Below are 14424 nucleotides of genomic sequence, written 5' to 3'. Positions count from 1 at the left end.
TCAGGCGCTGACCCGGCCGCCGGCGGCAGCCAGGATGGCGTTGATGATCGGCTCGTAGCCGGTGCAGCGGCAGATATTGCCGGAGATGGCCTCGACGACTTCGTCGCGGCTCGGCGAGGGATTGCGGTCGAGCAGCGCCTTTGCCGCCATCAGCATCCCCGGCGTGCAATAGCCGCACTGGGCCGCGAAATGGTCGGCGAAGGCGCGCTGCAGCGGGTGCAAATTCGGGCCCTGCTTCATGCCGTCGAGCGTCTCGATGGAACGGCCGCCCACGGTCTCCGCCAGCGTCAGGCAGGAGAGATGAAGCTCGCCGTCGATCAGCACGCTGCAGGTGCCGCAGCCGCCCTGGCCGCAGCCGAATTTCGGCGTCATGTCGCCGATCAGCTCGCGGAGCGCGACCAGCAGATTGGTGCCGCCATCGACGAAAATCGCGACGTCGCGGCCGTTGTGACGAAATTGCAGGGGGATCTTGGACATGGGCCCTATTCCTGTCCCGTCAGCAGGCGCCGCAGGTGGACGCCGACGATCTCGCGGCGATACCAGGCGCTGCCGAGCGCGTTGTCGGATGGCGATGTTCCTTCGGCTGCAGCGGATGCGGCCGCCGCAATGGTCGTGGCATCCAGCGAACGGCCCTCCAGCGCACGCTCGGCGGCACGGGCACGGATCTGGGTCGGTGCCATCGATCCCAGTGCGATCCGGGCGCCTGCAATTCGACCGCCACTGATCGGCAGATGCGCCGCCAGCGTGACGACCGAGCCTCCCTTCGGCTTGATGCGGGCAATCTTGCGATAGCGGAACGCCTCGCTGCTCGCCGGCCGGGTGCAGGAGACCGACAGCACCAAGGTTCCCGCCTGCCGGTCGCGCGCCTGCAAAAACTCCTCGATCGGGATGTCGCGTGAACCAAAGCCGCCCGCCACGGCGACGGTGGCATCGAGTGCCAGCAGCGCGACGGTGAAATCACCATAGGGACTGGGTGCGAAGAGATTGCCGCCGACCGTGCCCATGTTGCGGACGGCGGGACCGCCGATCGAGCGGGCGGGCGCGTGCAGGAAGGCGAGGTCGCGCTCGGCAAGGACGCGCGCGAAGGTAACGCCGGCGCCGAGCGTGACGCGCGGGCCGGAGGCGTCGATCCGGGTCAGCGCCTGATCCTGGGCGCGGATGACGGTCGCGATCGCAACATCGCCCTCGTTCAGCGCGCGCATCACCAGCGTGCCGCCGCCGAGATAGCGCGCGCTGCGGTCAGAGGACAGCGCCCCGGCCGCTTCGCTTACGCTTGCAAACGTCTTCACTGTCACGGCCATGATTATGCGGCCTCCTTCAGATGGCGGCGGATCGCCTCGAACCCGGCCTGGTAAATGTCTTCGGCGACCATATGCGTGATGCGGTCGCGATCTTCCGGCTTGGTGGTGAAGCGGGACTCCCAGTGCCAGAAGGTGCGGTCGCCGTCGGTGACCGGTAGCAGTCGGACATGGGCGACGTAGTTGAACATCGGCATCGGCGTATCGAGCAGGCAATAACTGAAGGACTGTTCAAGGTCCGACAGCGCCAGCAACTGCTCGCGCAGCTCGGAGCCGTCGTTGAGCTTGAACCGCCTGATGCAGCCGATCTTGTCGGAGGACTGCGCGCGCTCGATCGAGGACGTCGCGACGACCGGGTGCCAACGATCGTGCCCGTTGAAATCGCGCAGCACGGTCCACACCGCATCGGTCGGTGCGTCCAGGATCGTGCTCTTGACGACATGCGGCACGGCTAGCCTCCGAACACGCGCTTGAGCGCATCGAACCCGCCCTGGAACACGCCGCCGCCGATATTGCCGACGAACTCGGCCTCGCGCTCCGGCGCGCAGTCGAACTCGGCGGTCCATTCCATGAAGGTCTGGTCGCCGTCGGTGACGGGTGTCAGCCGCAGGGTTGCGACGTAGTTCTCGACACCCATCGGGGATTCCAGGATCGAATAGGTGCAGAACATGTCGTAGTCGGAGAGCCCGAGCAGCTTCTCGCGGATGCGATCGCCGTTGCGCAGGCGAAAATCCCGCACGCAACCGATCTTGTCCGAGGGTTCGCCGCCCTCGATACGGCTTTCGGCGATCGCCGGATGCCAGTTCGGAAGGCCGTTGAAATCGCGGACCCGCGCCCAGACGCGGTCGTTGCGGGCATTGACGACGGTGGAGACGTAAACGCGAGCCATGGTGCGACCTCAGCCCTTCTTCCGCGGTCCGCGATCGGCCGGCGGCGCGCCACCTTCGGCCGAGGGGGCTGGTGAGGCCGCCGGCTTGTCGCCGCCACCTCCGCCCCCGCCGCCCTTGCGCGCGGCTTCCTTGATGCCTTGCATGTCGCGGGCCTCGCGGATCAGGCCCGGCATTTTGGAGAGGCTGCCGCCTTCGACGCCGATGTCGGCGAGGATCGAGTCGATCAACGGCGCCTGAACGCGATAGCGCAGGGCGGAATCGATGACCTCGTCGGTGGCGCTGCGGCCGCCATTGCCACTATTGCCATTGCCGTTGAGGCCGTCGACCTGGAGGATGCGGATGCCCTCGATCTTCTCCATCGGCTTGACGCTCTCGCGCACGATGCCCTCGATCCGGTCGAGCAGCTTGCGGCGGAACAGCGAGTAGCGGGCTTGATCGGTCAGCACGTTCTCGGCTTCGTTGAGCATCCGCTGCGCCTCGGCTTCGACGGTCGCGCGCACGCGCTCGGCCTCGGCCGCGATGCGGGTCTCCTCCGCCTGCTTCTCCGCCAGCAACACCTCGATCGTCTTGCGCCGCTTGGCGATCTCGCTCTCTCGCGCGGTGACGACACGCTCGGTGGCTTCCGTCGCGCGCATCCGGGCTTCCTCGGCCGATGCCTTGGCTGCGGACTCTTCCAGAGACTTCAGATGAATGGCGATGGCCTTCTCCATCAGGACGGTCTCGACCTCCTTCTCGCGATTGACCTCGAGCTTGCGCAGCTCGCGCTCGCGGCCGACGCGGGCTTCGTCGAGGCCCCGATCGGATGCAATCCGTGCGCGTTCGACCTCCTCGCGCGAGGCGATCTCGGCCTCTTGCAAGGATTGAACGCGGGCGACCTCAAGTTGCTCGATCGAGCGGCGCCGCTCGATGCGAGCCGCTTCCAGCGCCTGCTCGCGCGAGACGTCAGTGGTCTCGACCTCCTTGCGCGCCACGATTTCGGCCTGCCGGACCTGGCGGTCGGCATCGATCCGCTCGGACTTCTTGGTCGACAGCGCGATGACGCGGTCCTCGTCGGCGATCTCGATCGCCTTCTTCTGCTCGATATTGAGCACCTCGCGCTTCTTCGAGGAATTGATCCGTTCGGCCTCCAGCGCCAGATCGACCGTGATGCGTTGGCGCTCGATGGCGTCGCGCCGCTTCAGCTCGGCTGCCTCCAGCACGCCGGTGCGCTCGATTTCGAGCGAGCGGGTGTCGCGCTCGGCCTGGATGCGCTCGGCCGCAACCGCCTTCTCCTGGGCGATGCGGGCTGCCTCGATCGCCTCGCGGGAGGCGATGTCGGCTTCCTCGACGGCGCGGTTGCGGGCGATTTCCAGCGAGCGCACGCGCTCCTCCTGGGCAATGCGTGAGGCCTCTGTGGTCTCGCGCGCGGCGATGCCGGCGACGTCGAGCGCCTGGTTGCGCTCGATCTCCAGCTGCCGCGTGTTCTGCTCGGCGGCGATGCGCTCCGCGGAGAGTGTCCGCTCGCGGGCGATGCGGGCGGCCTCCACCGCGCGCTGCGCCTCGATCTCGGCCTCCTGGATGGCGCGCACCTGCTGGATCTCCAGCGCGCGGGTGCGCTCGTCCGAGGAGATGCGCTCGACATTGACGATCAGCGTCTGGGCGATGCGGGCCTTTTCGGTCGCCTCGCGCGCGGCGATCTCGGCCTCGTCGACGGCGCGGGTGCGCTCGATCTCGCGGCGGCGCGTCTCCTCCTCGTTGGCGATGCGGGCATCGGTGATGACGCGATCCTGCTGGATCCTGGCCTTTTCGATCGCTTCGCGCGCCGCGATCTCGGCTTCCTCGACCGTGCGCATCCGCTCGATCTCGCGCTGGCGGACCTCGCGCTCCGAGGCGATCCGCGTGGTGTCGATCGAACGCTGGTTGGCGATCCTGGTCTTCTCGATCTCCTCGCGCGCCAGCAGCTCCTTTTCCTCGATGGTGCGGGTCCGCTCGATCTCCTTCTGGCGGGTCTCGCGCTCGGAGGCGATGCGGGCCTCCGCGATCGCCTGGTCATTGGCGATGCGGGCGCGCTCGATGGTCTCACGCGCGGAGATCTGCGCCTGTTCTGCCTCGGTCTCGCGCAGCGCGCGCTCGCGGGCGACTTCCGTGCGCTGGAGCGCGCGGCGCATCTCGATGTCGCGTTCCTGCTCCAGGCGCGCGGTCTCGCTCTCGCGCTCTATCTCGAGCGCCTGCCGCTCGGCTTCCAGATTGCGGGTGCGGATCCTGATCATCGAGTCCTGCTCGATGTCGTTGCGCAGCTTCCGCTTGGCCTCGATGTCCTGCATCAGCTGGGTCAGGCCTTCGGCGTCGAACCGGTTCGAGGGATTGAAGAATTCGAGATCGGTCTGGTCGAGATCGGTGATGGCGACCGATTCCAGCTCGAGGCCGTTCTGGGCGAGGGCTTCCGTCGCGTTGGCCTTGAGGCGGGCGACATACTCGCCACGCTGCTCGTGCATCTGCTCCAGCGTCATTTCGGAAGCAACCGAGCGGATTGCCGAGATGAACTTGCCGGCGAGGAGGGCGTGGAGCTGCTCGGGCTCCATGGTGCGGCGGCCGAGCGTGGCGGCTGCGATCGACACGGCCTCGCGGGTCGCCTGCACGCGGACATAGAAGTCGGCCTCGATGTCGACGCGCATGCGGTCGCGGGTGATCACGGCGTCCTGCTTGGACCGCACGATGCCCATCGGCAGCACGTTCATGTTGACAGGCGTGTAATCGTGGATGAACGGCATCACGAAGGCACCGCCATTGATCACCACGCGCTCGCCGAGGAAACCGGTGCGGACGAACGAGGTCTCCTTGGAGGAGCGGTGATAAAGCCAATTCACGATGTAGACGCCGACCACGATCACGACGATCGCGACGATCAGCCAGAGGATCAATTCACCGACCAGATTGCCCGACATCTATTCCTCCCTCGTACCTTCGGCGTTATCGCGCGCCGATCGCCTTGAATTGACGCACCTGCTCCGTCAGCGCCCGTTCCACCGGCAGCCGCTCCATCGAGGAGGCGCCGTAGAAGCCGTGGCAATGGCGGGTGTTCTTCATGATGAAATCGGCGTCGGCGGGATCCGCGATCGGGCCGCCATGCGCCAGCACCAGGATCTCAGGATTGACGCTGAGCGCAGCGGAAGCCCAGGTGTCGATCCGGGCGGGACAGTCATCGAGCTTAGGTGCCGTCTGCGCGCCGATCGAGCCGCCGGTCGTCAGCCCCATGTGACAGACGACGATGTCGGCGCCGGCGATCGCCATCGCGGCGGCCTCCTTCTCGCTGAACACATAGGGCGTCGTCAGCATGTCCTTGTCGTGCGCCTTGGCGATCATGTCGATCTCGAGCGCATAGGACATCCCGGTTTCTTCGAGATTGGCACGGAAGGTGCCGTCGATCAGGCCGACGGTCGGAAAGTTCTGGACGCCGGCGAAACCGAGCGCCTTCAGCTGGTCGAGGAAGACGTCCATGTCGCGGAACGGATCGGTGCCGTTGACGCCGGCGAGCACCGGCGTCCTGGTGACCACGGGCAGCACTTCGCCGGCCATTTCCAGCACGATGGCATTGGCATCGCCGTAGGCCATCAGGCCGGCGAGCGAGCCGCGGCCGGCCATGCGGTAGCGGCCGGAATTGTAGATCACGATGAGATCGACGCCGCCGGCCTCCTCGCATTTCGCCGACAGCCCGGTGCCGGCGCCGCCGCCGACGATCGGCTCGCCGCGCTTCGCCATCTCGCGAAACCTCTTCAGCAGTGCTGCGCGTTCAAACCTGGCCATCTCTCACCTCGCTAGTCTCCGCCGCGCGCCGGGTCGCCCGAACAGGGTTCGGAACGCACTGACGATGGCGGCGGCGAAGTCGGGATCGTTGATGTTCTTCGGCGTGCGAATGAGCTGGCGATGACCGGTCTGCCGCACGGTCCGCTCCAGCGCGCGGAACAGCGCGGCGTCCGCATCGGGGTCCCAGAACGGCTGGCCGCGGGCGTCGAGCGCGGAGACGCCGCCCTCGGGCAGGAAGAAGCGCACGGGTCCGTCCATCTGGTTGAGCCGCTCGCCGATCCAGCGGCCGATGCGCTCGTTCTCTTCCACGGTCGTCCGCATCAGCGTCACCTGCGGATTGTGGACGTGGAATTTGCGGCCGCGGTAGCGCTCGGGGATGGTGTCGGGCGCGCCGAAATTGACCATGTCGAGTGCGCCGACCGAGCCGATATAGGGGACGCGCGTGCGGATGATCGCGCCGAGGCGGTCATCGGTTGCGGGAAACACACCGCCCAGCAGGAGATCGCAGACCTCCGTCGTGGTGAGGTCGATGACGCCGGCGAGCTGGCCGGACTCGACGAGTTTCTCCATGGAGCGGCCGCCGACGCCGGTGGCATGGAAGACCAGGCATTCGAAATCCTCGCGCAAATCGGCGGCGATCTTCTGCACCGCCGGCGTCGTCACGCCGAACATGGTGATGCCGACCGAAGGCAGGCCGCCGGCGGGTCGGGCCGCGCGCGTATCGAGCCGCGCCTTGACCATGCCGGCCAGCGCATTGGCGCCGTTGGCCAGCACCGAGCGCGAGATCGAGTTGAGCCCCTGCACGTCGGTGACGGAGTACATCATGGTGATGTCGGCGGGGCCGACATAAGGCCCGACATCGCCGGAGGCAACCGAGGAGACGATCAGCTTGGGCACGCCGATGGGAAGCGCGCGCATGCCGGGGGCAACCAGCGAGGCCGCGCCGGAGCCGCCGGCTGAGATCACGCCGGCGACATTGCCCTGGCGCCGCAGCCAGCTGGCAAAGGCATCGGCCATCGCCTTCACGGCCGCGCCGCGGTCGGGGCCGAATACGGCGGAGCCGCCGCGGCCGTGGTTCAGTGCGATCTCCTGCGCGGAGACATCGCAGCTGGAATGCTTGCCGCTGGTCGAGACGTCGACCAGCCGCGTGCGCAGGCCGGTTTCCGCGATGATGTCGCGGATGAAGCGCAGCTCGAGACCTTTCGTATCGAGCGTGCCGACCACCAGCACGACGGGCGGCCCGGCGGTCTGCGCCGCCACCGGTTCGCGCTTGCGCCGCGCGGTGTCGTCGAGTCGCGCGACCTGGGTCGAGAGCGTGCGCGCTGCAGCCTCGATGCGGGCGATCGGCACCGGTTGCGACCACCGCGTCGGAAGCGTCGGGTTGGAGATGTAGATGCGGACCGGTCCGTCGCGGCGCGGCGCCGGCACCGGTTTGGCCTCCGGGCCGGATGCGGGGATGTCGAGATCCGGCTCGAGTTCGGCGTGGAGGCCGACACCGAGCAGGCGCTGCTGCAGCTCGCGGTCGGCGGCGAGCCGCGCGGAATCGATGATGCGGTTGATGCGGCCGTTGACCATGATCGCGACGTTGCGCGAGACCGCGGTGGCGACGCCGATATTCTGCTCGATCACGAGCACGGACATGTCGCCGTCCTCGCCGAGCCGCAGCAGCATCTCCTCGACTTGCGCCACGATGACGGGAGCGAGGCCTTCGGTCGGCTCGTCCATGACGAGCAGCTGTGGATTGGTGAGAAGCGCGCGCGAGATCGCCAGCATTTGCTGCTCGCCGCCGGAGAGCTGGCCGCCGCCATGGTCTTTGCGCTCGGCAAGGCGCGGGAAGGTGTCGTAGATGCGCTCGACGGTCCAGGCGCCGGACCGCAGCCCGCCGGCCAGCCGCAAATGCTCGTCGACGCTGAGCGAACGCCACAGGCGGCGTCCCTGCGGCACATAGCCGACGCCGAGCCGGGCGATCTGGGCGGAAGGCCGCCGCGTGATGTCCTCGCCGCGCAGGCGGATCGAGCCGCCGCTCACCGCGACCAGCCCCATGATCGCCTTGCACAGCGTGGTCTTGCCCATGCCGTTGCGGCCGACGACGGAGAACACGCCGCTCTCCAGCGTGAGGTCGACGCCTTGCAGGGCGTGCGAGTGACCGTAATAGACGTCGAGCCCGCGGACCTCGAGTGCGGCGGCGGAGCGGCGGGCCTCATTCATGGCCGCCTCCGAGATAAAGCTCCTGCACTTCCGGATCCGACTGGATCTCCTGCGGCACGCCTTCCTTGAAGACGCGGCCGTTGTGCATCATCGTGACGCTCTCGACGACGCGCAGCGCCACGTCCATGTCGTGCTCGATGATGATGTAGCCGATATGCGCCGGCAGCGAGGTCAGGATCTCGATCAGCTCGGCACGCTCGGTCGGCGACAGGCCCGCGGCCGGCTCGTCGAACAGCACGAAGCGGGGCGCGCCGGCGAGCGCGAGCGCGATCTCGAGCTGGCGCTGCTGGCCGTGCGCGAGTTCGGCGACGCGCTGGTCCTTGACGGCGGACAGATGCACGGCCTGGACCAGATTGTCGGCTGCGTGCATCAGGGCATCGTTCTGTCCCGGACGCAGGAACGAGAAGCGACCGCGCGAGACGCCGCGGCAGGCGAGATAGACATTGTCCTGCACGGTGAGGCCGGGGAACAGCGCGGAGATCTGGTAGGTCCGGCGCAGCCCGCGGCGGATGCGTTCATAGGGCGGGAAATGCGTGACGTCCTCGCCGAAGAAGCGGATCGTGCCGGAGGAGGGCGGGAAGTCGCCGGTGATGCAGTTGAACAGCGTGGTCTTGCCGGCGCCGTTGGAGCCGAGCACGGCGCGGCGTTCGCCGGGACGCACGGTGATGGTGACGTCGGTGAGCGCGGCGAGCGCGCCGAACAGCCGCGTCACGCCGCGCAGCTCCAGCGCGGCGCCGGCGCCGACGGCCGAGAGGCGCTGGGCGACGCTATCCATGGCGACGCCCTCCACCGGATCGGTCGGCGCCGCGGTGCTGGCGCCAGCGCTGCCACAGCCCGATGACGCCGTCCGAGGACCAGAACACGATGGCGAGGAAGCCGAGTCCGATCAAAAGCCGGAATCGGTTGCCGTCGAGACCGATCCTGACCAGGAAATCGAGCGCGAAGGTGCGCAGCAGCACGAAGATCAGCGCGCCGATGAAGGGACCGATCGGGCGCGTGATGCCGCCCACGACGGCGATGATCAGCACGTCGATGCAGGCGCCGACGCTGACGGAGCCCGGCGAGATCTGGCGGTAGTTCCAGACCTGGAGGACGCCGGCGAGCGCCGCGATGAAGGAGGCGAAGGCATAGGCGGCGACCCGGTGCGCGTTGACGTTGAAGCCGAGTGCGGCCATGCGCCTGGGATTGTCGCGCACGCCCTGCAGCGCAAGGCCAAACGGGGCGCGCGAGAGATATTCGACGGCGAAATAGCAGAGCGCGGCGACCGCGAGCACGATGTAATAGAAGGGAATGTCGGCGCGCCAGTTCACGCCCCAGAAGTGCGGTGTGGCCACGGTGTTGATGCCGGTATGGCCGTTGAAGATCGCCCAGTTCTGGTTGGTGAAATAGTAGAAGGCAGCTCCGATCGCGAGCGTGATCATGATGGTGTAGATGCCTTCGGTGCGTACCGCGAGCGCGCCGCCGAGCGTGCCGAAGGCGGTCGCCAGCGCCAGCGCCATGGGAACCGCCAGCCACCACGGCCAGCCCAGGCTGATATTGGCGTTGCCGCTGACGCCGAACACGGCGACCATGTAGGCCGAGAAGCCCGCGATGGTGAGCTGCATCAGGCTGACCATGCCGCCGTAGCCGGCGAGGAACATCAGGCTCAGCGCCATGGTGCCGAGGATCAAGGTGGAAGCGAAGATCTCGATCAGGAAGAAGCCGTTGGCGATCAGCGGCATGATCAGGAGAATGACCGCGACGATCCAGGCCGCGGGATGGTTGATCTCAGGCCATATGCGCGCCGGGCGCTGCGCCAATGCGGCGGGCCGTACGGTGATGCGGCTATCGTGGGCGAGCGACATCTCAGCGCCTCGCCAACAGGCCTTGCGGCCGGATCGCCAGCACCAGCACCATGATCAGGAAGGTCACGACGATGGCATAGGTGGGGATGTAGACCGAGCCGAGCTGCTCGGCGAGGCCGATGATCAGCGCGCCGAGCGCCGCGCCGGGGATCGAGCCCATGCCGCCCACGATCACGACGACGAGGGAGGCGAGCAGGAAGCGGATGTCCTCGCCCGGCGACAGGGATTGGAAGGTGCCGCCGACGACGCCGGCGATGCCGGCAAGTCCCGCGCCGAACGCAAACACCGCCACGAAGACGAGCTGGATGCGCACCCCGGTCGCCGCGAGGATATCGCGATCGTCGACGCCGGCGCGGACGATCATGCCGACCCGGGTGCGATTGAGAACAAGCCACATCGCAACGCCGATGACCACGGAAGCGGCGAAGATCACGAGCCGGACCATGGGATATCTGAGATAGACCGGTTCGCCCGAGGACTTGATCGCCGTGACCAGCGGCAGCTCCATAGGGCCGATCAGCCAGTTCGGTGTCTGGATCTGGTAGAAGTCGCCGCCGCAGGCCCACAGCATGAGGTCGGCGAACACGATCGAAAGCCCGATCGTCACCATGGTCTGCCTGAGATCCTGTCCCTCCATCCGGCGGAACACGATCAACTGGAGCAGGACGCCGACCATGGCGGTGAGGATGAAGGCGACGATGAAGCCGAGCACCCAGGAGCCGGTTGCCGTGCTGATGGCGTAGCCGACATAGCCGCCGAACAGATAGAGCGAGCCGTGCGCGAGGTTGACGTTGCGCATCAGGCCGAAGATCAGCGTGAAGCCACTGGCGACGAGGAAGTAGAGGCCTCCGAGCGTGATGCCGTTGAAGACCGCGTTGAGGAAGACGCGCTTGCGGCCGATGGCCTCTTCGAGGCCGGGCGGCCAGATCGCGAAGACCAGCCAGAGCCCGACGGCAATGGCGATGATCGAGATCAGCGCCCAGGCCGGATGGCGTTCGACAAAGCGGCTCATGGCTTCACCTCGCCCCGATTGCGGGGAGAGAACCGCATATCGGGAACGGCGTCTCCGCCGCGGCCCATCCTTCGAGACGCCCGCATTGGCGGGCTCCTCAGGATGAGGGCGGAGCATGCGGCAGCAGGTCCGATGCCGATCAGCCTCATCCTGAGGAGACCGCGGAGCGGTCGTCTCGAAGGACGAGGCGCTTGCCGTTCCAAGAGATCTTCTGCGATTTTCCCCCCGCACGCGGGGAGACGTCGCGAAGGCGCGGGCACACCCCAACCGCCTCCCCGCATGCGCGAAGAGGAGGGATGCAAGCCGTCGTCGGCTGCGAGCCCTGCCATTGACGTACGTCCTCCCGTCGGTCGCGACCCTCTTCCGGGATCGCGTTGCCCGCATCCTAGCGGGGCTGCGAGGGCGACGTTTGATCGTGAGTATCTTTTCGCGCAGCTCAGGCGCGCAAAATCTTGGCTGCGCGACGATAATCGGTCGGCGCCATCCCGACATTGGCAGCGAAGAAGCGGGTGAAGCCGCTCTGGGAGGAGAAGCCGAGATCGAAGCCGATATCGGCGATCGGCGCCTCGCTCGCCACCAGCGCTTCGAGCGCCTGTTCCATGATCAGCGTGTTGAGATAGAGGTTCGGCGTCACGCCGGTCTGGACGCGAAACAACCGGTAGAAATGCGGCCGCGACAGGCCGGATTCCCGCGCGATCGCATCGAGTTCGATCTCGGCGCCGGGGCTTTCCGACATCATCTTGATGCACTTGCGCACGCGAAAGTCGGTGACGGAGCCGTTTGCGCGAGGATCACGTGCGATCTCGGCCTGCTGCCAGCTTTCGTCGTAGCAGACGTCGATCAGCCGCCGCAGCTCGGAATCCAGGCTGGAGAGCGATGGTGCGCCGCACACGAGCGCGGCGGTCCGCCTGATATGCTTGTCCAGCGCCGGCGTGCGCCGGAACTGGGTGCGGCCGAAACGCATCCGGTGGGTGCCGGATGCATCGGGCGCAAACCATTCGGCGTTGACATAGAGCACGAAGAAGATCGCGCCGCCGTCGAGATCCGCGGGCAGGAAATTGTGCGGCTCCCACGGATTGACCGCGACCACGGACGTCTCGTTGAGATCGTGGTGTCCGTCGGAGACGTCGATGCATGCGGGCATGCCGCCAACATGGAAGATCAGATGACCTTCACGATGGGCGTGGATATTGAAAGGGCGGTTCAACTGATAAACCGTCGCCCGGCCAAACCGGCCATGGAAGACGGCGAGCGCACGGCTCATGCCTTCCCCTCCCGAATGTTCTTGTCTTTTCGGTCAGCGTTCAACAACGCCGACGAGATTGCAAGAGCGGAGAGCGACCGCGTCAGCGAGTCGCTCCCCGGGTTGTGCATCGCAGGAGTATGCGTCAGTACTTCTTACATTCCGGCACGGTGCGGCTCGGCAACCCGATCTTGGAGAAGACCGCCGGATCGTAGCCGAGCGTCTGGTTGACGTTCGGGATCACCTTCACGACCTTGCTGAACAGCGCGCCCTTGCCGTCGTCGACGACCTCGGTGACGAAGTTGGTGCCGATCGCCTGGCGATTGGCGTCGAGCTTGATCTTGCCGTTCGGCGCATCGATCTCGATCTTGGCGAGGGCTTCCTTGTACTTGGCCTGGTTGTTGGAGAGATCGCCATTGACCGCACGCAGCGCCAGGATCAGCGCCATGGTCGAGCCGTAATAGTTGGTGGCGAGCAGCGACGGGCTCGGGAATCGCTTGTTCGGCGGGAAGGAGTCCTGATAGGCCTTCACGAATTTCTGCCAGCCCGGATCCTCCCAGGTGTCGGCCTGGCCGCTCGCCGCGATGGTGCCGACCAGGGCGTTCTTGGCGTTGCCCTTCGACGACAGGATGGTCTGGTCGATCATGATCGAGCCGCCCATCAGATGCGCCTTGCCGCCGGCCTGCTGATACTGGTTGAGGAAATTGACGGCGTCGGCGCCGCCGAGCCCGAGATAGATCGCATCGACGTCGTCGGGCAGTGCCGCGATGACCGAGGCGAAGTCCTTGGTGCCGAGCGGCACCCATTGCCGGTTGGTGACCTGTCCGCCGGCGCCGCAGAACTCGAGCACGAGACCGAACACCTGGGTGTAGATGAAGGAATAGTCCTCGCCGACGGTCGCGATCTTGCGATACTTCTTTTCCTCATAGGCGTATTTGCCGAGGCCGACCTGCCACTGCGCGCCGTCCATGTTGTAGCGGAAGAAGTTCGGGGCCGGATCGACATAGGTCGTTTCCTGCGCGCCGGAGGCCGCGTTGATGAAGGTCAGCTCGGGATGGGTTTTCGCGAAATTCTTCACCGCGATGCCCTCGTCGCCGGAGAGCGGCGAGAGCAGGATCTGCACCTTGTCCTGCTCGATCAGCTTGCGCACGGCGCGCACGGCGCTGTCCGGCGTCGCGTCGGTCGAGGCGACGATGAATTCGAGCTCCTTGTCGCCGACCTTCTTGCCCAGGACGTTGAGGGCCGTCTGGTGGCCGCGCATGCCGTCCTCGCCGAGCACCGTGTAGGTGCCTTCGAGGGTTGCGGTTACGCCCACCTTGATCTTCTCCTGGGCGAACGCCGCGGTTGAAAGAAACAAGCTGCTCAGCGCGAGCAGTCCCACACTGCATTTCGACATTGTGCTCCTCCCTGTGTGTCGTCTTTTGTCGCCGCGTGGCTCTCGAAAGGCCCGCGGCTTTGATGGGAAAGCTAACCGAAGTCGGACGCGGTGCATGCGTCGGCGCCTCCTTTGGTTTGACGGGCAGTCTCATTTTCGAATGGTGCGGTGCAAATGCTTCCGCGATGCAACAGGCGGTCGCACCGCGCTGGTGATGCTCGACGGAGGCAGGCACCATGGCGCCCGGCGGAGCGTTGCCTGTGTCGGCTTCTGTCAATCCACGCGCGCAAAAATATTCCCCTTTACCGAAATTCGGTTTCGGCGTATGTGTCGTCCATCCCGGCTCACCCAAGAGGGGCGACGTGAAGTCGTCATGTTCGCGAGCCGGGCTTGCGGTGGACGCGGCAGCGTCGGCACGAGAGGTGCGGGCAGGGCGGGTAGTCCCTGTGAGCTCGTAACCGCGTGCGGACGACGGCGCTGCTAGGCTCCGTCTCGCTCGTAAGTTTCCGGCTTCGTCGACAGGGCTCGGGAATACTGCGGCGACATGGCGGGCCGTGCGTACGGCAAAACCGTGTGGTCCTGGCCGTCGTTGCCACGGTCAAGCTGTTCGAAGATGTGCGCGAGCCCAACCGGGTGGACGGCATCGTCAATTTGAACGGCGAGGGAGGCCAAAAGGAATGGTCGGCTCCCGGGAGATCACGGCATAAGCCGTCCAGCCACTGCGCAGGGAAGGCCGAGTGATCGGCGACACCTGTATGCTGCTGTGCGGTC

At 66.5% G+C, this 14424-nt stretch carries 12 protein-coding genes; all 12 read right to left on the bottom strand.

Going from position 1 to position 14424, the window contains the following annotated elements; genetic code table 11:
- Positions 1-477 (bottom strand): (2Fe-2S)-binding protein, encoded by a 477-nt coding sequence (locus CIT39_RS25525; protein WP_094974130.1) that lies wholly within the window; start codon positions 475-477, stop codon positions 1-3.
- 5 nt (positions 478-482) lie between these two features.
- Entirely contained in the window at positions 483-1301 is an 819-nt protein-coding gene (locus CIT39_RS25520) for an FAD binding domain-containing protein (protein WP_094974131.1), read from the bottom strand.
- A gap of 2 nt (positions 1302-1303) precedes the next feature.
- Complete coding sequence (locus CIT39_RS25515) at positions 1304-1747, bottom strand: SRPBCC family protein (protein ID WP_094974132.1); 444 nt, start codon at positions 1745-1747, stop codon at positions 1304-1306.
- A gap of 2 nt (positions 1748-1749) precedes the next feature.
- A complete protein-coding gene (locus CIT39_RS25510; protein ID WP_094974133.1) occupies positions 1750-2187 on the bottom strand; it encodes an SRPBCC family protein in 438 nt (145 codons plus the stop codon).
- 9 nt (positions 2188-2196) lie between these two features.
- Positions 2197-5112 carry a flotillin family protein gene (locus CIT39_RS25505; RefSeq protein WP_094974134.1) on the bottom strand — a complete coding sequence of 972 codons (2916 nt, stop codon included), beginning with the start codon at positions 5110-5112 and terminating at the stop codon, positions 2197-2199.
- 25 nt (positions 5113-5137) lie between these two features.
- Positions 5138-5971, bottom strand: coding sequence for a phosphoenolpyruvate hydrolase family protein (locus CIT39_RS25500; RefSeq protein ID WP_094974135.1), 834 nt, complete (start codon positions 5969-5971; stop codon positions 5138-5140).
- Between the two features lie 3 nt (positions 5972-5974).
- Positions 5975-8179, bottom strand: a complete 2205-nt coding sequence (locus CIT39_RS25495; protein ID WP_094974136.1) for an ABC transporter permease — start codon at positions 8177-8179, stop codon at positions 5975-5977.
- Entirely contained in the window at positions 8172-8954 is a 783-nt protein-coding gene (locus tag CIT39_RS25490; protein ID WP_094974163.1) for an ABC transporter ATP-binding protein, read from the bottom strand. Before CIT39_RS25490 ends, CIT39_RS25495 begins: the two co-directional genes overlap by 8 nt.
- A complete protein-coding gene (locus CIT39_RS25485; RefSeq protein WP_094974137.1) occupies positions 8947-10023 on the bottom strand; it encodes a branched-chain amino acid ABC transporter permease in 1077 nt (358 codons plus the stop codon). Before CIT39_RS25485 ends, CIT39_RS25490 begins: the two co-directional genes overlap by 8 nt.
- 1 nt (position 10024) lies before the next feature.
- Positions 10025-11035, bottom strand: a complete 1011-nt coding sequence (locus CIT39_RS25480; protein ID WP_094974138.1) for a branched-chain amino acid ABC transporter permease — start codon at positions 11033-11035, stop codon at positions 10025-10027.
- Between the two features lie 436 nt (positions 11036-11471).
- The gene (locus CIT39_RS25475; RefSeq protein ID WP_094974139.1) at positions 11472-12299 is read right to left on the bottom strand and encodes a helix-turn-helix transcriptional regulator; all 828 of its coding nucleotides are present in this window, start codon (positions 12297-12299) and stop codon (positions 11472-11474) included.
- Positions 12300-12423: 124 nt separating this feature from the next.
- Positions 12424-13674 (bottom strand): ABC transporter substrate-binding protein, encoded by a 1251-nt coding sequence (locus CIT39_RS25470; protein WP_094974140.1) that lies wholly within the window; start codon positions 13672-13674, stop codon positions 12424-12426.
- Between the last annotated feature and the right edge of the window lie 750 nt (positions 13675-14424).

Source organism: Bradyrhizobium symbiodeficiens, from assembly GCF_002266465.3.
Lineage (GTDB): Bacteria > Pseudomonadota > Alphaproteobacteria > Rhizobiales > Xanthobacteraceae > Bradyrhizobium > Bradyrhizobium symbiodeficiens.
Note: the sequence above shows the minus strand (reverse complement) of the source record. Positions and strands in the feature narration are given on the sequence as shown.

Bases quoted from the DNA above. Each gene is read 5' to 3' on its own strand.
- CIT39_RS25525 (WP_094974130.1), bottom strand. From the start codon at position 477: ATGTCCAAGATCCCCCTGCAATTTCGTCACAACGGCCGCGACGTCGCG.
- CIT39_RS25520 (WP_094974131.1), bottom strand. From the start codon at position 1,301: ATGGCCGTGACAGTGAAGACGTTTGCAAGCGTAAGCGAAGCGGCCGGG.
- CIT39_RS25510 (WP_094974133.1), bottom strand. From the start codon at position 2,187: ATGGCTCGCGTTTACGTCTCCACCGTCGTCAATGCCCGCAACGACCGC.
- CIT39_RS25505 (WP_094974134.1), bottom strand. From the start codon at position 5,112: ATGTCGGGCAATCTGGTCGGTGAATTGATCCTCTGGCTGATCGTCGCG.
- CIT39_RS25500 (WP_094974135.1), bottom strand. From the start codon at position 5,971: ATGGCCAGGTTTGAACGCGCAGCACTGCTGAAGAGGTTTCGCGAGATG.
- CIT39_RS25495 (WP_094974136.1), bottom strand. From the start codon at position 8,179: ATGAATGAGGCCCGCCGCTCCGCCGCCGCACTCGAGGTCCGCGGGCTC.
- CIT39_RS25490 (WP_094974163.1), bottom strand. From the start codon at position 8,954: ATGGATAGCGTCGCCCAGCGCCTCTCGGCCGTCGGCGCCGGCGCCGCG.
- CIT39_RS25485 (WP_094974137.1), bottom strand. From the start codon at position 10,023: ATGTCGCTCGCCCACGATAGCCGCATCACCGTACGGCCCGCCGCATTG.
- CIT39_RS25480 (WP_094974138.1), bottom strand. From the start codon at position 11,035: ATGAGCCGCTTTGTCGAACGCCATCCGGCCTGGGCGCTGATCTCGATC.
- CIT39_RS25475 (WP_094974139.1), bottom strand. From the start codon at position 12,299: ATGAGCCGTGCGCTCGCCGTCTTCCATGGCCGGTTTGGCCGGGCGACG.
- CIT39_RS25470 (WP_094974140.1), bottom strand. From the start codon at position 13,674: ATGTCGAAATGCAGTGTGGGACTGCTCGCGCTGAGCAGCTTGTTTCTT.